The 21,389-nt window shown below is 48.3% G+C and carries 23 protein-coding genes; 8 read left to right on the top strand and 15 right to left on the bottom strand.

All coding sequences use genetic code 11. The features are described from left to right. Positions 1-1,758, bottom strand: coding sequence for a C4-dicarboxylic acid transporter DauA (dauA, locus tag F566_RS0130900; protein ID WP_020410940.1), 1,758 nt, complete (start codon positions 1,756-1,758; stop codon positions 1-3). A 96-nt stretch (positions 1,759-1,854) separates the two neighbouring features. Here dauA and F566_RS0130895 point away from each other — a divergent pair, with 96 nt between their 5' ends. The 4 genes from F566_RS0130895 (at position 1,855) to F566_RS0130880 (ending at position 4,568) form a co-directional block, all read left to right on the top strand. Beyond that, complete coding sequence (locus F566_RS0130895; RefSeq protein ID WP_020410939.1) at positions 1,855-2,037, top strand: hypothetical protein; 183 nt, start codon at positions 1,855-1,857, stop codon at positions 2,035-2,037. Between the two features lie 206 nt (positions 2,038-2,243). Beyond that, a complete protein-coding gene (lpxC, locus tag F566_RS0130890) occupies positions 2,244-3,197 on the top strand; it encodes a UDP-3-O-acyl-N-acetylglucosamine deacetylase (RefSeq protein ID WP_020410938.1) in 954 nt (317 codons plus the stop codon). A gap of 74 nt (positions 3,198-3,271) precedes the next feature. After that, positions 3,272-4,168, top strand: coding sequence for an Nmad3 family putative nucleotide modification protein (locus tag F566_RS34620; RefSeq protein ID WP_020410937.1), 897 nt, complete (start codon positions 3,272-3,274; stop codon positions 4,166-4,168). A 43-nt stretch (positions 4,169-4,211) separates the two neighbouring features. Next, positions 4,212-4,568, top strand: coding sequence for a nucleotide pyrophosphohydrolase (locus F566_RS0130880; protein WP_020410936.1), 357 nt, complete (start codon positions 4,212-4,214; stop codon positions 4,566-4,568). Between the two features lie 51 nt (positions 4,569-4,619). Here F566_RS0130880 and F566_RS0130875 read toward each other — a convergent pair whose 3' ends face one another. From F566_RS0130875 to F566_RS37110, 14 genes are all read right to left on the bottom strand, one after another. After that, positions 4,620-5,897 carry an alpha/beta hydrolase gene (locus F566_RS0130875; protein ID WP_020410935.1) on the bottom strand — a complete coding sequence of 426 codons (1,278 nt, stop codon included), beginning with the start codon at positions 5,895-5,897 and terminating at the stop codon, positions 4,620-4,622. Then, a complete protein-coding gene (locus F566_RS0130870) occupies positions 5,891-6,628 on the bottom strand; it encodes a hypothetical protein (protein WP_020410934.1) in 738 nt (245 codons plus the stop codon). The genes F566_RS0130875 and F566_RS0130870 overlap by 7 nt, the downstream gene beginning before the upstream one ends. Before the next feature lie 42 nt (positions 6,629-6,670). After that, entirely contained in the window at positions 6,671-7,177 is a 507-nt protein-coding gene (locus F566_RS0130865; protein WP_020410933.1) for a hypothetical protein, read from the bottom strand. Between the two features lie 154 nt (positions 7,178-7,331). Then, a complete protein-coding gene (locus tag F566_RS0130860; protein ID WP_020410932.1) occupies positions 7,332-8,642 on the bottom strand; it encodes a FliI/YscN family ATPase in 1,311 nt (436 codons plus the stop codon). Then, a complete protein-coding gene (locus F566_RS0130855) occupies positions 8,632-9,237 on the bottom strand; it encodes a FliH/SctL family protein (RefSeq protein WP_020410931.1) in 606 nt (201 codons plus the stop codon). Before F566_RS0130855 ends, F566_RS0130860 begins: the two co-directional genes overlap by 11 nt. A 79-nt stretch (positions 9,238-9,316) precedes the next feature. Continuing rightward, positions 9,317-9,754, bottom strand: a complete 438-nt coding sequence (locus F566_RS0130850) for a hypothetical protein (RefSeq protein WP_033417093.1) — start codon at positions 9,752-9,754, stop codon at positions 9,317-9,319. A gap of 78 nt (positions 9,755-9,832) precedes the next feature. Then, the gene (locus tag F566_RS0130845; RefSeq protein WP_020410929.1) at positions 9,833-10,111 is read right to left on the bottom strand and encodes a hypothetical protein; all 279 of its coding nucleotides are present in this window, start codon (positions 10,109-10,111) and stop codon (positions 9,833-9,835) included. Further along, positions 10,101-10,757, bottom strand: a complete 657-nt coding sequence (sctJ, locus tag F566_RS0130840) for a type III secretion system inner membrane ring lipoprotein SctJ (RefSeq protein WP_020410928.1) — start codon at positions 10,755-10,757, stop codon at positions 10,101-10,103. The genes F566_RS0130845 and sctJ overlap by 11 nt, the downstream gene beginning before the upstream one ends. Positions 10,758-10,766: 9 nt before the next feature. Next, complete coding sequence (locus F566_RS35960) at positions 10,767-11,165, bottom strand: hypothetical protein (RefSeq protein ID WP_020410927.1); 399 nt, start codon at positions 11,163-11,165, stop codon at positions 10,767-10,769. Between the two features lie 144 nt (positions 11,166-11,309). Further along, positions 11,310-11,621: a hypothetical protein gene (locus F566_RS0130830; protein ID WP_020410926.1), complete on the bottom strand. Its 312-nt coding sequence runs from the start codon at positions 11,619-11,621 to the stop codon at positions 11,310-11,312. A gap of 85 nt (positions 11,622-11,706) precedes the next feature. Next, a complete protein-coding gene (locus tag F566_RS0130825; protein WP_020410925.1) occupies positions 11,707-12,852 on the bottom strand; it encodes a SctD/MshK family protein in 1,146 nt (381 codons plus the stop codon). Further along, positions 12,815-14,689 carry a type III secretion system outer membrane ring subunit SctC gene (sctC, locus tag F566_RS0130820; RefSeq protein WP_020410924.1) on the bottom strand — a complete coding sequence of 625 codons (1,875 nt, stop codon included), beginning with the start codon at positions 14,687-14,689 and terminating at the stop codon, positions 12,815-12,817. The genes F566_RS0130825 and sctC overlap by 38 nt, the downstream gene beginning before the upstream one ends. After that, positions 14,686-16,821: a type III secretion system export apparatus subunit SctV gene (sctV, locus tag F566_RS0130815; protein ID WP_020410923.1), complete on the bottom strand. Its 2,136-nt coding sequence runs from the start codon at positions 16,819-16,821 to the stop codon at positions 14,686-14,688. The genes sctC and sctV overlap by 4 nt, the downstream gene beginning before the upstream one ends. 677 nt (positions 16,822-17,498) lie before the next feature. Then, positions 17,499-17,636 (bottom strand): hypothetical protein, encoded by a 138-nt coding sequence (locus F566_RS37110; protein ID WP_020410922.1) that lies wholly within the window; start codon positions 17,634-17,636, stop codon positions 17,499-17,501. Between F566_RS37110 and F566_RS35955 the strand changes: the two genes are divergently transcribed. The 4 genes from F566_RS35955 to sctR all read left to right on the top strand — a co-directional run bounded on the left by F566_RS35955 (position 17,635) and on the right by sctR (position 21,336). Then, positions 17,635-18,777, top strand: a complete 1,143-nt coding sequence (locus tag F566_RS35955; RefSeq protein ID WP_020410921.1) for a sensor histidine kinase — start codon at positions 17,635-17,637, stop codon at positions 18,775-18,777. The two genes, F566_RS37110 and F566_RS35955, sit on opposite strands and share 2 nt — an antisense overlap. Before the next feature lie 115 nt (positions 18,778-18,892). After that, on the top strand, positions 18,893-19,498 hold the full coding sequence (locus F566_RS0130800; RefSeq protein WP_020410920.1) for a response regulator transcription factor: 606 nt from the start codon (positions 18,893-18,895) through the stop codon (positions 19,496-19,498). Positions 19,499-19,525: 27 nt separating this feature from the next. Beyond that, positions 19,526-20,668, top strand: a complete 1,143-nt coding sequence (sctQ, locus tag F566_RS0130795) for a type III secretion system cytoplasmic ring protein SctQ (protein WP_020410919.1) — start codon at positions 19,526-19,528, stop codon at positions 20,666-20,668. A 2-nt stretch (positions 20,669-20,670) separates the two neighbouring features. After that, a complete protein-coding gene (sctR, locus tag F566_RS0130790) occupies positions 20,671-21,336 on the top strand; it encodes a type III secretion system export apparatus subunit SctR (protein WP_020410918.1) in 666 nt (221 codons plus the stop codon). Positions 21,337-21,389 lie beyond the last annotated feature (53 nt).

Raw genomic sequence — 21,389 nt, 5'->3', positions numbered from 1 at the left:
CTAACCTCCACGCTCTTCCGATGACCAGGGTACTTTCGGTAGGACCAAACTATCCAAAGCTTCTCTCAGGGTTGAATAAAATGCTGTTACACCAACAATTGGTTTCATCTTTGCCTTTGCCATGGTTCTCAACGGCTGGAACTGTAAATCAGCGAGAATGAGGCGGGTTTGATCCCGCTGACATTTCGAAATCAACTTATTCAGAGCCGCAACACCTCCTGCATCCAATATCGGTACTCCGTCGAGATAGAGTAATATGCCTTTCTTCCTCTCACTCAACACCGACAACTCACCAAAAATACGATCAGCCGCAGCAAAAAACAGAGGTCCGGTAATTTTATAAACACCCCACCCTTCAGGCAGATCCACCGGTACAAGCCTGGAGTTATTTGTCACGTCTGTAATTCTGGTCATTTCCGCAATTTCTTTCATAAACAGAAATGACGCCAACAGAATCCCCGCTGTAATGGCAATCACCATATCAAACAATACAGTGAGTGAAATACAGGTGATGAATACCCAAATATCGGCTCGGGGTGCCGTCTTGAGCAACTTGATCGATTTAGGCGCTTCACTCATATTCCAGGCCACAACCATCAGCATGGCCGCCATTGCTGGCATCGGAAGATAAGCAAGTACACCAGAAAGCGCGACCAGCGCCAGCAACACTACCAGCCCATGAATCATAGCCGCAACGGGAGATTCCGCATGAGCCCGGACATTTGCAGCGGACCGGGCAATCGCTGCTGTCGCCGTAATACCACCAAAAAAAGGCGCAACGACATTTCCGATCCCTTGGCCAAGCAGTTCACTGTTGGCACTATGCCGACGCCCACTCATCCCATCTAAGACCATCGCACACAAAAGGGACTCGATCGCCCCCAGCATGGCGATAGCGAATGCTGCTGGCAATAAATCCCGCACCAGTGCCCAGTTAAGTTCCAGCCTGTCTCCATCAGGCCCCGCCTGAAGCCAGGGCCATTGAAAGTCTGGCAAAAAAGGTGGAACGCCCGCACCAAAGCTGCCATCAGGCAACGTATAGGTGAATCGCGAACCGATAGTTTCTACAGAAAAGCCCGATTGATTCAATCCCCAGGCCACAAGACTGGCAACAATGACAGCAGGTAAATGCGCAGGAATCGTAGTTCGCAGCCTGGGCCAGAGTACCATGATAACCAGCGTCACCATTGCAACCAGTACTCCCGGCCAATAAGCTTCTGGAAGCGCTCTTATTAATATGTCCAGTTTTCCCAGATAACTCTCTGGCAACTCTGCAAGAGTCAGGGCAAAGAAATCTTTGATCTGAAGCGTGGCAATAACGATCGCAATCCCCCCGGTAAATCCGAGAGTGACAGACTCGGGTATATATTCAATAAACCTCCCCAATCTAAGAAAAGCCATCAGTATCATTAATATCCCCGCAAGCACGGTAGCCATAAGCAGGCCACCCAGCCCGTACTTCTGTGCAATCGGATACAGGATCACGACGAATGCCGCTGTCGGTCCAGTGATGCTGTATCGGGAACCGCCCGTCAAAGCAACAATAAACCCGGCAATCGCAGCCGTGTACAGCCCATATTGAGGCGCCACCCCACTGGCAATGGCCAACGCCATGGCCAGCGGTATTGCAATGATACCGATGGTTAATCCAGCCAGTGCATCACGCCCCAAACGATTAACGCTATATGTCTCGGCAATACATGCTTCTCTGACCGCATGTCCGATCCGAAGCGAGAACAAGTGGGCTCGATGGGCCATTCGATTCCTCAGAGACTGGTTGCAGATTAATCAAATGAGCATTATATTCTCACTTTAATTTCATTCAATGTTAATTTGATTAACATAGGTATCTGTATGGAACAAAGAACTGCTCGTCTGACCTTACTCATCGATCCCCGAAAAAAGGCTATATTCGAAAAACTCTGCGCACAGGAAGACGTCACACCATCTCAGAAAGTGAGACAATTTATTCGTGACTATATAGAGGAGAAAATCGGGCCTGAGTGGCAAAGTGAACTGGAAGACAAGTCGTCTTAAAAACGGAACAATTGTTCCCGTCTAGACCATTTAGGGAGTTTTAGTCAAGTAGACTATCATCTTGATTACATTTTTTTACTAGAACAAAAATTCACCACCCACTGCAATTGCGCTCCATTTTCCCGGTCGACAGAACCAATCAGCTCCATATGACACATATGGTCAGGATGACTGCCGCCACCAAAAAGGAAGCTAGTAAGAAGACAATGCCCAATCAGATTTCTATCAAACAAGGTTTTCAAGTGGTCGGTGTCGGCGTTCACTCCGGACGCAAGGTGCATATGCAGTTCACACCCGCCCCAGAGAATACCGGCATTGTCTTCACTCGCGTGGACTGTCACCCCCATCAGCGTTTCCAGCTGAAAGCCGAATCCGTGGCTCATACAACACTGAACACAGGCTTGATTAATGATGCCGGTTACCAGATCTCAACTGTTGAGCACCTGCTTGCGGCTATTAGTGGATTAGGCATAGATAACCTGTTTATCGACATTGATGGTGAAGAGATAGCCATCATGGACGGCAGTTCCATGCCCTTTGTGTTTCTTTTTAAAGAAGCCGGACTTGTCACCCAGGAAGCCCCCAAAAAATTTCTCCGCGTAACCCGGGAAATTAAAGTTGAGCATGAAGACAAGTTTGCATTGCTGCGCCCTTATGAAGGCTTCCGCATAGACGCCAGGATTGATTTTAACCATCCTGTCATCCAGCAGAGTGAGCAGCATATGCTTCTGGATGTCAGCTCAGAAAACTTTATCCAGGAAGTCAGCAGGGCCCGTACATTCGGCTTCATGCGTGACATTGAGTATCTGCATGAGCGAGGCCTGGCACTTGGTGGAGGATTGGACAACGCAGTCGTGTTTGACGAATTTCGTGTATTGAACCCTGGTGGTCTTCGCTATGACAACGAAATGGTCAGGCATAAGGTGCTGGATGCCATTGGCGACCTGAGAATGTGCGGATTCAACATGCTGGCAGAGATGAAGTGTTACAAACCCGGACATCATCTCAATAACATTCTGCTCCGTGAATTGATGGCCAATCAGGACGCCTGGGAAATTGTCACAGCGGACCAACTGCTGGGCAATAAAGGTACTACAGAAAACGGCGCACTGTCGGATCTTCTGTTTCCCGCATCTCTGCTCAATAAAGTGGAACTTTGACACACAGGTTGGAACTCTGATTAGAGACAGAATGTCCAACCTTCAATACCTAAAATCTGTCTTATTTTGTCACAATGCGCATCATTCTCAGCCGCAAAGGTTTTGATTCCGCCGCGGGAGGCTGCCCAAATCCCATTCTTCCGGGTGGTCGTCTGGTCCCTCTCCCCATCCCTGATTCCTTATCTCCTATAAAGTACCAGGATATTCAGTTCGACGAACACAACCTGGGTTATTTGGTTAACCAGCTTACGAAAGGACGACTTCGCAGATCCGCAGGGGCTCACCTGGATCCGGATCTGGTATCAGCACACTATCCCCGACACACCGAGTGGCTCCCATTACTCGGACAAACAGGCTCTGCCCAAGGGCACCTGTCCCGGCAAGGCGTCTCCAAGGGCGATATTTTCATCTTCTTTGGTGTATTTCAGCCTGTGGTAAAGTCTCAGCCCAAAAAGGGGAGCCGGGCAAAGTGGCAATTTGACTCTCAGCAATCCAAACGGCATATCATCTGGGGCTGGATGCAGATTGGAGAGATATTGAAGATCGATGAACTTGATAATAACGCATTGGAATGGGCCAGATATCACCCCCACTTTTATCGCGGACCGGATTCGAATAATACGCTTTACCTTGCCAATGCATCACTTCAGCTTCCCGAGTCAGGCTCACCACTTCCTGGATCTGGTACTTTCAGGCATTTATCCAATGAACGCATATTAACGGCACCGGACAGTCTGCTGACTCAATGGGAGCTCCCGCAATGGTGGCACCCGGGAACCAATAAACCACCACTCAGCTACCATCACAAGATAGAACGCTGGCAACAACTGGATAATCAAACACGACTGAAAGCCGCGGCCCGTGGACAAGAGTTCGTACTTGATTGTGACTACTACCCGGAAGCATTACCATGGGTGAGAAATCTGATTCAAAACGAACTGACTCTTGGGAACAATCTTCCTGCCGACTAGAGTTTTTAGATGTTTGATCCGTCATAAAGAAAGGCCGCATCCAATGGACGTTAAGAAAATTCAGAAAACCATCGCAGAGTTCGCTCACGAAAGAGATTGGGATCAATTCCACAATCCCAAGAACCTTGTAATGGCATTGTCGGTGGAGTGCTCTGAGCTAGTCGAGGAGTTCCAATGGCTGACGCCTGAACAGGCAGAACCCGATACTCTGATGACTGATCATGACAAAGCTCAAAAAGTAACCGATGAACTGGCAGATATTGCGGTTTACCTACTCCGACTGGCTGATAAACTGGACATTGATCTGGAACCAGCTATCTATAACAAGATCAGTAAGAACCGGGAAAAATATCCCATCGAAAAATTTAAGGGGCTCGCCAGAAAGTACAACGAAATATGAATCAAACTCACCAGAATTGATATCCAGATAAACCCTCTGCCCTGACAGAGGCTAATGGCTAATGGCCTTGCCAGGATCCACAGGTTCAGATACCACCTCCCCCTCTCGTATAAAAGACACGACATCCTCAGACAGTTTTCCCACGGCATCCACGTGAGGAATGTGTCCACTTTCTTCATAGAAAACAACAATGGGTGGATAACCCGCCGCACTCAGCCGGATATAGGCTGGCCTGACCACCTGTCCCATCAGATCTGAATGCCCAGTCAGAGCCTTGTTGGGAAGGAATGGATCCAGTCCGCCAAACATCATGACGACAGGAACCCTCAATAGCGCCAGGCGTTTTGTCAGGCTACGCGGATCTTCCTTGCGCGTCTCTACCCCCATGGCATAAATATCCCGAACACAGGTTGTGATAAATCGATCATACTCAGCCAGGTTGCCAACGGCGCTTTGCACCCTTGCCTCCGTGAAAAATGCAGAGTCCTGATTTAACGATTTGAACAGCCCTACTGAAGATTCTTCCAACTCACCAGTCTGAGGATTAAATTTTTTGAAGTAATGGGAGGATTGTATTTCAGCTTCTGTACGGGACATCTCAGCATCCAGATGCCCAAGGGAATTCCAAACCGCTCCCCACTGGTCCAGATCATTTGCCAACGCGGGGTCGAATAAATTCAAAGATTCGCCATCAGAGGTCCAAAACTCCGATGGATACTCTTCCAGACCATAAGTCGATTCCAGCAATAGACTGCTGACACTTTTCGGGTATTTTAATGCATAACCAATGGCCCATTGCCCCCCCATACTGTGGCCGAATAAATGAAACTGCTCTATTTCCAGATGACTCGACAACATCAAATGAACGATTTCCCGGCTGCTTTCGAGACTTCTTTGTACTGTCTGTTCAATATTTCCCGGTAGGGATTTTCCATAGTTTGGAAGGTCAACCGCCACAACACGCAAGCCTTCTGAGGCTAACGCTTTAATCATCTGGCTGAAGTACCCCATGTTTGCGCAGCGACCGTGAATCAGTACCACAGTCTCTGCGTCATCCCGATCGCCAGATCCCCAGTAAACGTCATGATAAGCCAGTTCCCAAATACGCTTGTTACTATCGATAATATCGACATACTCAACGTCAAAAGCATACTCAACTCTATCTCGCCAAAAGCTATCGCCTTTTGCTTCTGAATATACTTTAGGAATAAATTCACCTTCCGGTCCCTTGGTTTTACCCACGCAACCGGAAAGCAGAGTGAGAATGACCAACGACAAAAAGCCACTCGATGACAATCTGCACTTTGCCGATTTAAACAGGCCTACCACCGTCCTCCCTCCAGATCTGACTCAAGCATGACGTCAGCAATCTCCAAATCCCCCAGCTGTTTTTCCCTGAATCGCTGCTGCAGTCCTGGCAAGGTTCTCTGTAGAATTTCCCTGATATCAGATTGACGACAACTGGCCAATATTCGCCAACTACCTTGAGCCGACTGCTGAAGGCTAATAGTCGTACCGGGAAACAGCTCTTCTTTGAGCTGAATATGTACCATTTCAGTAGGGCTCCAGGAGGACTGCTTCGCATTGACCATCAAACGCTGCACCTGACCTTCAATCAATTGGGCCATGTCATCAGTGGAAGAAGAAATCTGGGAGGTCATTCCTGTCCCTGAAACACACTGGTAAAATTGGTTTGCCTCACCAACCATTGAGTGAGTCATCTGGAAGTGGTCATTCATGTCAGTCGATGGTTCATTACCAACTTCCCAGTATTCTCCTTCTCCGAGCCCACCCTCTTCCGACTTCGAATCTCGATGAGCTTCTTTTGGGTCAGAGCCAGCCTCTTCAGGCTTTGAAACTTTGTCGAAAGCAGCATCTTCAGGTAGAGACCTTCCTGTATTGCTTTCCTTGCCAAACAAATTCTCAAACTCTTGTTTCTGCTGGTGGCGCCTGGCGTCATTCACTCCGCTTGGCGAATCAACTGACACTGAGCTACTGTAATCTCTTCCCGGGTTATCTCTGAATGTCAGATCCGAGACCCGTACCGGCTTCATTTCCATGATCAATAACTTTTCAATTAAACGAATTCTACCGAAAGTCTTCTATACCTTTCGGCTTCTGCAATAACGCTCTTCCACCAAGTTTTCTGTACGTCGCAGCTGACGTTTGTTTAGTCTTGCCTTCAGTTCTCTATGCCGTTGTTCCAACTGCTCTTTGCGAGTTAACTGATGATTCAGCTTATCTCTGACATCCTGCAATTTCTTCGTTGCCGCTTCCCAGTGATTACGGGCTTCAGTCACTTCTTCCTGCTGGTACCTTATCTGATCGTTGACGGAGTCAATATATGCCATTCGCTTTTGTGCCAGGTGAGAATCTGGAGAAGCTCCTGTGGTTACCTCCCACTTCGCCAACAAAGCTGCCCGACGATATTCCCATTCACCCAGCCTTTCTCTGGCAGTCTCCAAGGCAGCTTGGCACTCAGAAACTTCTCTCTGTGCAGACATCATAAGCGTCTCCAGTTGCTGAAGACGCTGAATGCAAAGTGATTGCAGTTTTTTGAGATTCAAAATCATCATTCGCTCTTCACCTGCGTTCATCGACGCTGACATCCTTTTCTCCTTGTTAAAATGATTTCAACTCTCTCTGTAAAGAACCAATCACCCCTTTCGGCAGCTGTTTCGGATATTGATGCCCCGGCATTCACCACCTTAGACAGCTTCCATCTCTAACAACCTCTAACCTGATATTGCCTCTCGGGAAAACTCACTCCAGGATATGACGCATCTTTAGCAGCGTTTCTTCAAAAGGGTGACAGACATCGGACGGCTGTTGTAAAAGTTCTCGAATGGCATCTCTTCGCGCAATCGCCTCGTCTGCCTCAGCATCGGCTCCAGCTTTGTATTCCCCTAACTGAATCAGCCATTCAACTTCCTGGTACTTGGCCATGAGTTTGCGTAATTTCCTGGCATGTTCCTGATGCTCACGGGAGGTAACTCTTTCGAATACCCGACTTGCACTGGTCATGACATCAATCGCTGGATAATGAGCAGCTGCAGCAAGCTTCCGGGACAACAGAATATGCCCATCCAATAACGAGCGAACTTCTTCAGATATTGGATCTTCACCTTCCTGCTCTTCCTCCTGCAACACAGTGTAGTAGGCAGTAATATATCCCCTATCGTTGTTACCAGCCCTTTCAAACAATCGCGGTAACATGGAAAACACCGAGGGAGTAAATCCACGCCTGACCGGAGGCTCGCCAAGTGACAGTCCAACATCCCTCAAAGCCCTTGCATAGCGGGTAACTGAATCCATCATCAACATCACTTTCTTGCCTTGATCCCGAAAGTACTCGGCCAGAGCTGTTCCTACGCACGCCGCCCTGGCCCTCTCCAGTGCAGGCCTGTCAGAGGTTGCTACCACGACGACCGATCGTTTCAGACCTTCTTCGCCAAGACTGTCTTCCATGAATTCCCGAACTTCGCGCCCTCTCTCTCCCACCAGCACGATGACATTCACATCCGAAGCAGCTCCTCTGGCGAGCATGCCAAGCAAGGTGCTCTTTCCACCTCCAGCTACAGCAAAAATTCCAACGCGCTGCCCCAACCCTGTTGTAAGAAGGCAATCGAGCGCTCTAACGCCTGTAGCCAGCGGCTGGGTGACTGGCAATCGATTTACCGGGTCAGGAGACTCACGATACACCGGTACCTGATGCTCACATACCAGATCGCCCTTCCCGTCAAGCGGCCGCCCATAGGCATCGACCACCCTCCCCAGCATTTGATTATCGACACTGACCCAGTTTCCCTGGTTGGAGGGATGTACCTGCATGCGCGTGGACACTCCTTCCATGACGCCCATGGGCGCCAGCAATAATTGCCCCCCTTGTATCCCGACCACTTCAGCTTTAAGCGAATGCTGGCTCTCCGGATCAACCAAGTTGCAGATATCACCAATTCTGGCGTCAATTCCTGTCACTTTTAACAAAGTGCCAAAAGCTTCTGCGACTTTTCCGACTTTGCGTACAACCTTTTTTCGACGCAGCTCATCCAGTAGTGGAAACTCAGTATCCATGATCTACTTTCTCTGCCAGCTCCTGAATATCTCGCATCGGATCCGCCACCAGGGTCCCAAGCTCAGTTTCGACCCGGCACCCAAAAGCTCCCAACTCCGGATCCCCGACAATATCCATCCGTAATATATCAGGGTGCTCCTTTCGCCATTGTTGCAACCAGCTTTCCGCAAACTCCACCAGATCCGGGCGCACAAATATCTGCAACTGACGCTCATTCTGAAGTTCAGCCAATGCCTCCTGTAACAACGACTTCAACACTTCTTCAGAAGATAATCGCGGAAGAATTTTCCGGACAATAGTCAGGGACAGTTTCATGACCTGCTGCTCCTGGTCTATGGCCTGTTTTCGGATACGGTTTTTGGCTTCCAAAACTTCCTTATAAACATCAGTACGGGATTGCTCAAGACCAGACTGGAACCCTTCTCTATATGCTTCCCGTTTGATTCTTTCTGCTTCTTCCATAGAGTCTGCATGCACACTCTTGGCAAACTGAAGATATTCACAAGCCTGTAGAATGGATTCCGATTCACCAGCCGGAATCCTCCTTCCCTGGGCATTCACCTGCCACATTCCACTTTCAATCAATCTGATCACTTTTAACACCTAAAACCGAAGCCAGTATGAAAGACAGAAATCCAGTGCGGGCTGTCGATTCACTTTCCAAAGCCAATGATCAACTCTCCTGGAGCCCCACCAATTCATCACTTGGTGATGCGCCACTATCGTTAGCCGCGTTAATACATAAGGCCAATATCTCCCCCACTTCGTAATGATCAAGCTGGGCACGATATTGAAAATCAAACTCTTTAGGTAGCACCATCAACATGACACGATCTCTCAATTCAGGTGCTCTTTTCTCTGTATAGCGCCATAGTTCATGCGTCCCGAGAATTAATACTTGTGCTTTAACCTCTTCCGGACATGATCCTCTGGCTGGCTCACACAAACGTACTATTCGGGATATCACATCAGAGTCGACACTCTTTAATAACGTTCCAACGGCCAAATCCCGCCGCTTCATGAGCGTTGCCGCATAACCGTCTTCTCCGAGCACGCAGCGCCATAAAATAGATGCCTGCCTCTGAATCTGGTCACGTACCAGAGGCGCCACCACCGTCCCTCCAATCCGGATAAGGGCCGGCCTTAATACCTCTGCAGGTAGGCTTAACCATTTCAACAACTCGAGCCGTTATGCCTCTTCCTCATTCACCTCACTGCCTGCCTCCTTCCCTACCGGGTAGGCAAACGGTTCTTTAAGATCGCCCGGTAAATTCCTGGCAATAAGGTGGCGAAGAAAGTTTCTCCCGCGCCGATCCTCACAGGCTAGTCTGAATAACTCAGCTGGAAATTGATCCGACGAATCCTCTGACCGAGGAGCCATCCACTCCACGGCAGTATCACCTATCGCCTGCCGAACCAACCCAGACCCCAATCCTATTTCCTCACAGCCTTCATCTTCAGGAGTCATTCCGATAGGCCCCTTGGGCTGTCATCTGTGCGGCCGCTGCTCGGGAACTACCATAGCCATGTCTTGTAAAGAACTTCACAGTGACACGGTTAACATCGTCAACGCCCTCAACACCATCTGTAATAATGGCTTTAATATCGGTTTCGTGAATACTAAGATCCACCGATGGTTGTTGAATGATCACGACGGATACGGATGCAGAATCTCTTTCCTCATCGAGCAGTCCGTGCTGTGGCAGAGCAACATGTACCCGAGCTGAAACTACCCCATCAATTTCCATCAAAGTGGCTGACAACTCCTGGGACAAGGCATATAGATATCTCGCCCTCTCTTCCACCGGGGAAGATACAAATCCTTCCTTCCTGAAAATGTCACCCATAGACAAGCTATCGACCCGAGGCAGCCCTTGTTCGCGCAAAACAGCCATCGCCTGGGGTAATTGATCTCGCGAGACCTTAATTGCCCAATCCTCTCCGTTCTCTGCACGAACTTTGGCAGCATCGATCTCTGCCTGTAATAAGGCTGCTTCCACCTCATTGGCCTGCTGTTCAGTCAGGGAGCTATAAAGTGGTGACTGCTCACAACCGGTCAGCAATAACAATAGAGTTAGAAAGACTGCCCGGTATCTGCTTCCACAAATATCCATTATCAATTCCTAGGATTGCTGCCTGAATAGCTGCTGGACTCCCTCGGAAGTCTTATTAGCTATATTTGCGGTCAGCTCACTCTGAAACAAAAAATGATGTGCTTTCATAGTGAGTTCAATCATGGCACCCGGTGTCATCTGGTCCGTATTGGAAAGGATGCTCCGCGCATCCCCACCAATAGCCGCGACCTCTCCATTAAGTGAGTCGAGCACTCTTATCGCCGCCTTAAAGCCACTCTCACTACCTGACTCAACCGGAGCAACCTGCTCAGGTGACGCCTGTTGAGGGTTCATGCCGGCCTCAAAGTTGGCAACATCAAACACCTGCGTTTGCTGGGGCGACATTGAAGTTCCCGCATCTGCTGTTACCGCCATATCAAATACTTGGGTAGATACTGCATCGACCATTCACATCTCTCCTTTATGAGACACAAACCCAGGCTTTGAATAAACAGGGCACTGGGCCAAACGTCACTCTCCTCCTGAAACGAACACATCTCCGCTGCCATCCAGCAGCAGGTATGCGACTCAAGAAGCCGGTTCCTTTAGATGTTATTTACGAGCCAACGCTTCCAATGCCTGACCGACACTGGTCGTAGCGGTCGATGCGTTATTCGAGAGAAATTGCATACGCAGGCTTTCTGCGGTCAATTGCGTGATAGTGGAAGGGTTATCCTGCCCATTTTCACCAACTTGTTCAGAAAGTGTTGTCACTCTATCGGCCTGGTTATCCAATGCATTTCCCCAGGCCTGTGCCATCGCTTCATACCAACTACCCAGGTCTGATGCCTGAGTGGAAGTAGAACCAGAATTAGCCGTTAACGTGGCTTGGGTAAGATCATTTGTAGCAACTATATTAGTCATAGATATTTCCTTGTTCGAGGTTGGTTTTGTGGCCCGTTCAGGCAGGCTCTGCTTATTTTTTATATGTCCTGAAATAACAGATTCATCAGTACAGAAGCGTTCCCGGCTCCAAGAGTTTTTTCCCCCCTTCTACAGTCGTCACTACAACTCCTTCAGGTTTGATTTGGTCGATATGTCTTCCATCTTTGAGTTCTGCTCCCGGGTAATATCGGGCATTATCCCGGGTGACAACATAAGGATCACTACCGGTAATCACCCTGGCGATTTCCTTATCGTCCGTAAATGTGGGCTGCTGAATTTCAGGCTCTAACTGATTGCGAACGACGACCTGTTGCAGTCCGTCAATGTCCTGCATGGCTCGCGAGTGGATAGCATTCTCAAGTTTCCGACTATCCGCGAACACACCTGTTACTTCTACACGCCCTGCTCCCAATTCCGTTGCCTGTGCACTAATGCCTGACAAACGAAGAATTTCACTCACCTGGTCAGCTAGTTTGTTAACACGCTTCTCCGTATTTGGCGAGCCCATTGAAGGAGCAGGCAATGACTCAATCATCTTCAGTTCGTCTTTAGCACCCGCCGCAGACAAAGCATGATTGGAACTTAAATAAGGCGCTAAAAACCGTTGGCCCGCCATCAATGTGAACACAGCAATCACTACCGCTAACCAGACTACCCAACGTGCTTTAACAGAGGCTTTTGTCTGAGCCCCAATTTCAGCCACAAGCTCAAGGGATACGTCGGCCAGAGCCAACGTGACACCTGTCGATATAGTGATCTGCTCTCCTGGGGCTATCGTCTGGTCGGGCAATTCTACCGGGGCATCAAGTGCTCTGACTGAGTATCCGTCACGACCAAACACGACCAGACAGTGGTGTCGCGCAACCTGTGGATCAGCCAGCACTAGGTCACAATCGGTACCAGAGCCAATCATCACCATATCCTGACACTGACAGACATGCTCTGCTCGTTCATGAAGGCCTTTTTTTATTCTGATCAGACCTTCTCCGATCCCTTCTTCTGCAGTCAACGGCCACAAGGCATAATCTGATTCAGGATAAATGGGCTCTTCAACAATGCTCTGATTTACGGAAAAAGCTTCAGAAGTTTTTTTAACACTTCTGTGTTCATCGCCTTCTCTTCTGGAAACGATATCCCATGCCTCATCAATAACAGAGGTTGGGGCTTCAGAGTCAGAATACGAGGAGGCTATCGCTTCCGAGTTCTTCACGACAATCTCCCTGGCATTTATTGCTTTCAGGCCATCGACCGGTATTTTTTCTGCCCGCGCCTGACTTGGTGTCACTTAGTCGCGACAACATATCTTCGGAGCCATCCGGCAATTTGATTCTTGGTGATATCAGGAATAAACGCTCAGCGCTCTGACGTCTCTTCGATTCAGATCTGAATAACCTGCCCAGTACAGGAATATCGCCTAAGAGCGGAACTTTACTGACTGATGATGTTTCTTCCTCGCGCACCAGCCCTCCCAACAACAGACTATAACCTGCATTGATCACGGCCTGAGTCGTCACCGCATGTCGGGTCGTTACTGGCATCTCAGATTCCTCCAACATATCGACATTACCATCTTCCACTGCGACGATGAGGCGAATCTGAGTATGTTCGTCTGTTTCGATGACGTGGGGAGTAACCCGAAGAACGGTTCCTGAAAAGACCTGGAATAGATCAACTTCATACGCCCCCTCTACCGGCACGTAGAGAGAGCGACTGCTCTCTATCACTGCTTCCATATCGTTCAGTGTTGCCACTTTAGGGCGCGAACTTACCGAGACGACCCCCTCCCTCTGCAGCGCATTAACACGCGTAATAAACTGGCTTTTATCACCCACAATTGCACCAATCTGGAATCCTGGAATCTGATCCAGTAATTGCACAGACCCACCAGTCAGAGTATCGACAAAGTCAGCTTTGGTTCCACGACCGCCAAACATCACTTCGCCGCTACTTTCATCATCCGCATAACGCCATTCCACACCAAGTTCTCGCAACTTATTGGTATCGACATCAATGATGGTCGCCTCTATTTCGATAATCTGAGAAGGTATATCCAGTGCAGTGATCAGCTCTTTGTAGAGCGGAATTCGATCAGGGTAATCACGCACAATGATGGCGTTATGTTGAGTATCTGCGACAATGCCCGGCCCACTGCCAATGTCATACGAAAAGCCCATCAGACTGTTGTCCCCCTGCTGACTTCTTTCTGACTCCATAACGGCGTAGTCTTTGCCGTCCTGCAGGGTGAGTATTCTTGCTCCTTTTTCCTGAGCTCCTTTAGATGCCAGCCCTCTGCCTTTAACGGAGGTGGCCCTGGAAGGCAGGGTCCTTTCCTGTCCTCTTCCAAAAGTCTGCCCGACACCTCCCCCATATACTGCCTGCTGGAGAATGGAAGCTACTCCCGGCACTTGTACCTGCTGATTACCAACGGTGAAAGTTCTGTCATTGGCCCAGGCATACTTTAAAGGGAAGTAGTGAAAAGCCATATCTTCCGAAGTATCCCTTTCAGCCACAACCCCTACCAGGCGCTGAACTTGAGATACATAACGGGGAACACCAGATATTTCGACCAGACCCGTTTCAGAGTCCACACGAGTATAGTTTTCGCTGTCGCTCAGATGCATACGTCCCATTACCCGCTGCAACATTCGGGCGTTTTCCACTGGAACAACCAGAAACTCCCTGCGCATTTCCTCTGCTTTGTAGATATATACCGTCAGGCCGTCGTAGTAACTCACTAACCCATTGGAATTTATGATACTGCTGTAAATTTTCTGCGGTTGTCCACGACGCAACCCGTTTAACGTTCGCGCATCCTTTTGCAGCTCTTCGCTCAATACACTTCGTAACCCCTGGTCCCCTAAAAACGTCTGCAAAAATTCTACCAACGGGTCATCTTTAAGCTGGTAGGTCGTGTCTTCTGATTTCAGGAACGGTAAAGGCTTAGCCACGACAAAAGCAGACATTAACAACCCCACCAAGATTGCCAGGATTTTAAAGACATTATCGCTGGTGAAAGCGACACGGTGGAGAAGCTCTCGTGACTTCATTGACTCAGGTGCCCCAGAGGTAAAATTTGAACGTTTCCAACCAGTTCCTGATAGGCAAGCACCGGCAGGAGATAAAAATCATCTTCCAATTGTTGGCGAATATGACGTCTGACATCTGCATTACAGAGCAGTACAAGAGGTTTGAGGTGTTGATCTCCCTGATTTAAAAAATTCTTCAACTGCTCAGAGATTTGGCTGTAAGTATCCGGGGACAGACTGACTGGCTGCCCTGCCTGTACATTTCTGGCGACCTGCCTGACCTGGTCTTCAAGGTCAGGATGTACCAGCACTGCTCTTAATTGATGTTGATCATCTGCATAACTATTACTGATCTGTTGCTTCAGCCCCTGCCGCACCAGTTCTGTCAACAAAACAAGGTCTTTTTCACGCGTACCCGCATCAGCGATGGATTCGAATACATCTCGTAAATTCCTGATTGAAACCCCTTCTTTCAAGAGTCTCTTCAGGATTTCAGTCAATCTCTGGGGAGGAACAACCCGCAAAGTTTCCTTAATCAGATCGGGATATGTGAGAGCCCAGTGATTAACCATATTGGATGCTTCCTGAATTCCCATAAACGCTGGTAAATGGCGAATCAGGGCCATTCGCGTGTGCATGGACAGCAACTCAATTGGGGTTAATATTCGATACTGATCGGACTTTTGTTTTTCCTCTGCTTGCCAGCGTCCCGGCATTTCAGGGATGAACTGGATGCCCTTGCCCTGTAGTTGATTTGCATGCGATGAGGAATTTTCTTCACTGCCGGAATCGATCAACAACCGTCCCGGTATACTCAATGCCCCATGCTCCAGCGCATAGAAGCTTTCCTGCTGCAGGCAACCACGAGCCAGCCTGACACCGTATGATTCAAGTTGGTATGTACCTTCCGGCAATATGAGACTTTCCTTCACCACTCCTGCAGGAATGGGGACGCCAAAAGCATCACGCAGATCTCCGATGACCCCATTCAATGTGGACAACATGACCTTATCACCCAAAGACTGAATAAGGTCCGTAGAGACCTGCAAAGACACTGGAGCCAGTGGCTCTAATACCCGTGGCTCAAGATCTTCCGCAGAGGTGGCATTGTCATCCGTCGTCCCCGCATAGAGTTTGGGAAACCACCGGAGAACAAGCGGGTTGGGATTCTTCCAGGTAGTCCATATCAGCAGGGTTAGTCCCAATACCAGAAACACTGGCCACGGAAACCCTGGCACCAGCGTTAGCAGCAACGAAAGCAGACCGCCAATCAGAAAAACCCGTGGAAATGCTCCAAACTGTTTTCCAATCGCAGAACCAAGGTGACGTTCAGATTCATCACCCCCGGTTCTGGTGATGATCAAGCCAGCTGCAATGGAGGTAAGGAGCGCAGGAACCTGTGAGACAAGTCCGTCACCTATCGTTAACACGCTATATGTGTGAACAGCCTCTCCAAAAGACAGGTCATTTTGAATCACACCTACAGTCAGTCCGCCAAGAATATTGACAATCAAAATGACGATACCCGCAATCGCATCGCCTTTGACAAATTTCATGGCGCCATCAAGAGAGCCATGTAGCTGACTTTCTTTTTCCAGTGTTCGACGCTTTGCCTTGGCATCCTCTTTGTCGATCAGCCCGGCCCGAAGATCTGAATCAATTGACAATTGCTTGCCCGGCATAGCATCCAAAGTAAATCTCGCAGCGACTTCCGCCACTCTTTCTGCGCCTTTGGCGATAACGATGAACTGTACGACAGTGATAATGATAAAGACGACGATGCCGACGACGAGATTGCCTCCGACAACCATACGTCCAAATGTCTCAATGATGTCTCCCGCATCAGCCTCCAGCAGTATCAATCGTGTAATTGCGATAGACAGCGACAGCCTGAATAATGTGCTTAAAAGTATGACACTGGGAAAGCTTGCAAATGCCAGTGGGGACGGCACATATATCGACAACAACAGCAATCCGACGGCGATCAGGATATTGACAGCCACCAGGATATCTATAACGACCAATGGAAGCGGGAGGATCATCAGACCAACAATGGCGACAACCCCGAATGCCAGTACAAAGTCACTGTACTGACCGTTCAGAACTGCCGAGCGTAATCCATTTCCTGCCCGTACCGACGTTTCAACCCCCATGGAAATTTCGCTCCAATCCTTGAATACAAACCTCTAGTGCATTTGAAAATTGCGGCTATACTCAATAACGTTTTAATTTAACTACGTACTGTTACTCGCATTCTCAGGAACACCAAAGTTATCCATATCCAGAAGGCTTGGTTCTGAGTACAGTTCGCTTGAATTTAAACCTTCCAAACGGATGATTCCTATCCGAGCATCAGTATGTATTATTTAGAAATATCACATATTTGATTTTTCTAAACCTAGGGTTTTACCTAGTTGATGATAATTCGCTAGTGACGCCACCTATCTGTTTGACACCAATCCATTGATTCCCAACAAATCTCATTTTTCACGTACATCGCAAAATAGTTCCAGCTCACTCGTAAGCCCCGTGTTCCAAGACTCGAGAAGTAGGTAGGGCATAGCCCAAGGCATAGTCCTTATGACCAATAGAATGACATACTATCGCGATTTATTGTATTGCAGCACGTCGAAAGGAAGGGAATTCATCTTTCCAAAGTAGATTATTTGAACGCGATTCCAGTCATATAGTTTCCCAATAAATTATCACTTTACATGTGATAATTTACATGTAAAAAAGCATTCAAATACATCCTTGCAGATGAATTTTGACGAAAGTGAAATATAAGTGATTCAACCTATTTTTGAAATATTTAAAAGAGTGTTAGGTTTTATAGCTTTTCACCGCTGTGATAAGGAAGTATTTCAACAGCTTTAACAACAAACTGATTAACAGCGATACAAGCCTCAGCAAGGCAGACAATCGCACAAACAACCTTTTTGTCAGTCACGGGGCGGTAGGGAATCATGCTCGATACACCAGCACAAAAAACATTTCACGAAAAAGAGACACAATCAGCCAGCCAGGCAACAAGTAACTTTGATCAAGTCCTGATCCACTCACTTTCCCTACCCGGAGCCATATTCAACTCAGAAGGCCGTTTACTGGCGTCGAATCCGACTTATCAGGCTCTTCTTCCAGACAATCAACTGCTGAGTTCACTCCCGTTACTTCTCGATGATTTTCAATGTCTGATTCCGGATAACTGGAGTACCGCCGGCGAAATAGCACAACCGTTTCCCTGGGATATCGTTTTTCCAACGGATGTCCACAGTAGATCCTCCGGCCGCAGCTACACACTGAACGGAGCCAGATATACCATGAACGGGGAACAAAGATTTCTACTGATTATCGAAGATCGCTCAGCTCAGATCAGCGTACAACGTCAAAAACTTGCCATTCATGAACAACTACTGCAAACCGCAAGATCTCTCTCGGTTGGAGAGATGGCAACAGTTCTGGCACACGAACTTAACCAGCCTCTGGGCGCCATCCATAACTATCTTTCGACAGCCCACAGAATTGCTGGTCGGGAAAATGCTTCACAGCAAGTTTGCGATGCTATTCAACTGGCTAGTCAACAGGCACTACAGGCGGCCGAAGTTATCAGCAGGATCCGCGAATTCGTCCAGGCCAGAGAGCCCAAGTTCAGCGAATGCTCCCCGGCATCTCTGCTTGAGCGCCCTTTGTCCATGCTTCAGATCGAACTGAACAGCCAGCGCATCAAGGTGATTATGGATTTCCCTGAAGACCTACCACTCGCTGTTGCTGATCAGGTTATGGTGGAGCAGGTTTTTGCAAATTTAATACGCAATGCGATTGAAGCCATGGATAAAACACCAATTGAACGACGGGTTTTACGAATTTCTAGCGCTTATAACAATGATCACAGGATCGAGTTCAGAGTTTCCGATGAGGGAAGCGGTATATCGGAGGAGTACCAGCACAAGGTATTCAACCCTTTTTTCTCGACCAAGAATAACGGCATGGGTGCAGGGCTTGCTATCTGCCGCAGTATTATCGAACTACATGGAGGCCGGCTCTACTTCGAAAGTTTCGAAGATAGACCTGGCAGCACCTTCGTTTGCACCTTGCCATCAGCCGAATAAAGAACGTTAAGAATCTGCAGTAATAATAACGAATTATAAAATCGACACGACCCAACAGGCGCTTTAAATAATTAACGATGTGGTAGTAGGCAAATCGAGCAAAAGGATCGAATTCATGGAAGCCATACAAGTATACCTTATCGACGACCACTCCCCTTTTCGCCAGTCAACAGCTTTTGCCTTGGAAGCTGAAGGCATGCAGGTCAGCGAATTCGCCTCGGGAAGAACTTTTGTGGAGTCTCTGCTGAAAACGGAACAGCGTCCTGACAGCGCCTGTATCGTAACAGACTTAAGAATGCCGGACGGCAGCGGTATTGAATTAATGGAATCATTGTGGCGCCATCGGATTCAATACCCGGTCATTATGGTTAGCGGTCACGCTGATATCCCTTTGGCCGTTGAAGCCATGCGCAGAGGTGCTGCACATTTTCTGGAAAAGCCCTTTGATCAGAACAAACTGTTTGAAGCAATACGGCATGCTGTGACCAGCCCCATGAGTGGCCTCAGAAACCCCGCTGAATCATTTAATCTTCTGTCAAAGCTTTCACCAAGAGAGCGACAGGTTCTGGAATTGGTTTGCGCAGGCAAGCTCAATAAAACCATTGCGGATGTCCTGGGAATCAGCATAAAAACAGTAGAGCTTCATCGCGCGAATATGTCTAACAAACTCGGCGTTAGAAATGTTCAGGATCTCATCAAGCTCACTCTTGGGTATGCCTAAATAAATCTTTAGACAAGGTTGATCATCGTGACTGTCGATCATAATGGATTTCAGACAGAGCTGGATACCGGGCCGGTAGAAGTCAGGTCTCTACGACCCGAATTGCCTTCTATCCCTGAAACTCAGATCCTGCAAACCAATATTCTTCACAGCAGGGGTATATTCGCAAGGGTTTGCGTGTCTTCCCAATTGTCCCACTGGCGCTTTCAACACGAAAGAAAACAGCCTCGACACTGGATCAAAATGAGAGCCGCGGAGAAACACCTGTGGCTTGCGCTTGATAGCGACCAATGGAACGTCTCCGTGAACGACCGGCACTGGACACAGTTTCAGCCTTGTCACCAGGCATTGGCATTTACGTTGGCACACAAAGAGTTTCTTGATCACCTTGAGGAGTTAACTGGCATAGTATGGCAAGTGGAGGAAATTAGTTCTCATGAAAGCTTTCCTCCCGAGAACAGTATTCCACTGAGGTTTATGGTTGAGAACCGAAACCAATTGACCAATGGAATCATAAATTTATGCCTGCCGACACTCTCCATGCTGACCAAAAGACCTGTGTGGGAGAGAACCTCCCTCCCATCACAGCGCTTTCTTGAAAAGGTACCCGTTCCCGTTCATATACAGACTCATGCCTTTTCCTTGAGGCTATCGGAGCTCCAAACCTATGGCCCTGGGGATGTCATGCTGATTGGCCCGGAAAGCAATGTACTCAATACCTTGCTATTGGTTCATTCCCATTCAAACACACCATTATGGAACCTAAAGAAAGCCGGGGACAGCTGCAGTCTGTTGACGAAAACCTCCACGATGAAAGGCCATCATCTATCAGCACATGAGAACCATGAAGATACAATTAAGGAAGTCATCTCGATGAACCCGGAATCCCCATCACAAACATCAACTGCACAGGATAGTGCGTCAGAAACCACTAACGAGCAATCTCACTACAAGGTCCAGGATCTGCCAATAGATATCAATGTTCAGGTAGGAAAATTAACGCTATCCGTTGACGAACTGAATCAACTGGAACCCGGCCATACCCTGAAAATCCCTTCTGAAGACCATAGCCGGGAAGCCATATTGCTGGCCAATGGACACCCTATTGGACGGGGAGAATTGGTTATCGTAGGCGACCAACTTGGAATTCGCATTACTGAACTGGGGTAGTCATGGACGTTGGCAGTTTAAGCCCGGGGGCCATAATTATCATGGTCATAGGCGTGGCGATGGCCCCCTTTGTTGCCGTAATGATCACATCATTCACCAAGATAGTTGTTGTACTGTCACTGCTCAGAAACGCCCTTGGTCTACAACAGGTACCTCCTAATGTTGTTTTAAATGGCCTGGCTCTGATTCTCTCCATTTATGTCATGTACCCGGTTATTCTGAGCACTCACAGTATCGTAACCGCTGAAATGGACAGCTCTCCGGATGAGAAAATGTCGCTGGAGAAAATGGTGAGCCTGGCGGATATGGGCAAAGATCCCCTCAAGGATTTTCTGATAAAGCACTCCAGCGAATCTGAACGGGCTTTCTTCTTCCGCAGCGCAAAAAGATTACTTCCTGAAGAAGCTGCTCAGTCTGTCAAAGATACGGACTTGCTGGTGGTGGTTCCAGCTTTCACGGTCAGCGAGTTAACCGCAGCTTTCCAGATTGGGTTCCTGATCTTTCTTCCCTTCCTGGTGATTGACCTGGTGGTATCCAACATACTGCTTGGCCTGGGCATGATGATGCTGTCTCCCACCATGGTGTCCCTGCCTTTTAAACTATTGTTGTTTGTCTTTGTCAGTGGCTGGACACAACTGGTTCATGGCCTTGTCATCACTTACCTTTAAGGACTTGAAATGATATACGGATCAACACCAGAGGCACCGATCATAGAGATCCT

The organism is Hahella ganghwensis DSM 17046 (genome assembly GCF_000376785.1).
GTDB classification, from domain to species: Bacteria; Pseudomonadota; Gammaproteobacteria; order Pseudomonadales; family Oleiphilaceae; genus Hahella; species Hahella ganghwensis.
This window is presented reverse-complemented; position numbering and strand designations above follow the sequence as displayed.

What these genes read in the sequence shown, in the direction of transcription:
- F566_RS34620 (WP_020410937.1), top strand. Translation starts at nt 3,272, where the DNA reads ATGCGCATCATTCTCAGCCGCAAAGGTTTTGATTCCGCCGCGGGAGGC.
- lpxC (WP_020410938.1), top strand. Translation starts at nt 2,244, where the DNA reads ATGCCCAATCAGATTTCTATCAAACAAGGTTTTCAAGTGGTCGGTGTC.
- F566_RS37110 (WP_020410922.1), bottom strand. Translation starts at nt 17,636, where the DNA reads ATGATTCCCTACCGCCCCGTGACTGACAAAAAGGTTGTTTGTGCGATT.
- F566_RS0130860 (WP_020410932.1), bottom strand. Translation starts at nt 8,642, where the DNA reads ATGGATACTGAGTTTCCACTACTGGATGAGCTGCGTCGAAAAAAGGTT.
- F566_RS0130830 (WP_020410926.1), bottom strand. Translation starts at nt 11,621, where the DNA reads ATGACTAATATAGTTGCTACAAATGATCTTACCCAAGCCACGTTAACG.
- F566_RS0130865 (WP_020410933.1), bottom strand. Translation starts at nt 7,177, where the DNA reads ATGTCAGCGTCGATGAACGCAGGTGAAGAGCGAATGATGATTTTGAAT.
- F566_RS0130845 (WP_020410929.1), bottom strand. Translation starts at nt 10,111, where the DNA reads ATGACTCCTGAAGATGAAGGCTGTGAGGAAATAGGATTGGGGTCTGGG.
- F566_RS35955 (WP_020410921.1), top strand. Translation starts at nt 17,635, where the DNA reads ATGCTCGATACACCAGCACAAAAAACATTTCACGAAAAAGAGACACAA.
- sctC (WP_020410924.1), bottom strand. Translation starts at nt 14,689, where the DNA reads ATGAAGTCACGAGAGCTTCTCCACCGTGTCGCTTTCACCAGCGATAAT.
- F566_RS0130880 (WP_020410936.1), top strand. Translation starts at nt 4,212, where the DNA reads ATGGACGTTAAGAAAATTCAGAAAACCATCGCAGAGTTCGCTCACGAA.
- F566_RS0130800 (WP_020410920.1), top strand. Translation starts at nt 18,893, where the DNA reads ATGGAAGCCATACAAGTATACCTTATCGACGACCACTCCCCTTTTCGC.
- sctR (WP_020410918.1), top strand. Translation starts at nt 20,671, where the DNA reads ATGGACGTTGGCAGTTTAAGCCCGGGGGCCATAATTATCATGGTCATA.
- F566_RS0130895 (WP_020410939.1), top strand. Translation starts at nt 1,855, where the DNA reads ATGGAACAAAGAACTGCTCGTCTGACCTTACTCATCGATCCCCGAAAA.
- F566_RS0130870 (WP_020410934.1), bottom strand. Translation starts at nt 6,628, where the DNA reads ATGGAAATGAAGCCGGTACGGGTCTCGGATCTGACATTCAGAGATAAC.
- F566_RS35960 (WP_020410927.1), bottom strand. Translation starts at nt 11,165, where the DNA reads ATGGTCGATGCAGTATCTACCCAAGTATTTGATATGGCGGTAACAGCA.
- sctJ (WP_020410928.1), bottom strand. Translation starts at nt 10,757, where the DNA reads ATGGATATTTGTGGAAGCAGATACCGGGCAGTCTTTCTAACTCTATTG.
- sctV (WP_020410923.1), bottom strand. Translation starts at nt 16,821, where the DNA reads ATGGGGGTTGAAACGTCGGTACGGGCAGGAAATGGATTACGCTCGGCA.
- dauA (WP_020410940.1), bottom strand. Translation starts at nt 1,758, where the DNA reads ATGGCCCATCGAGCCCACTTGTTCTCGCTTCGGATCGGACATGCGGTC.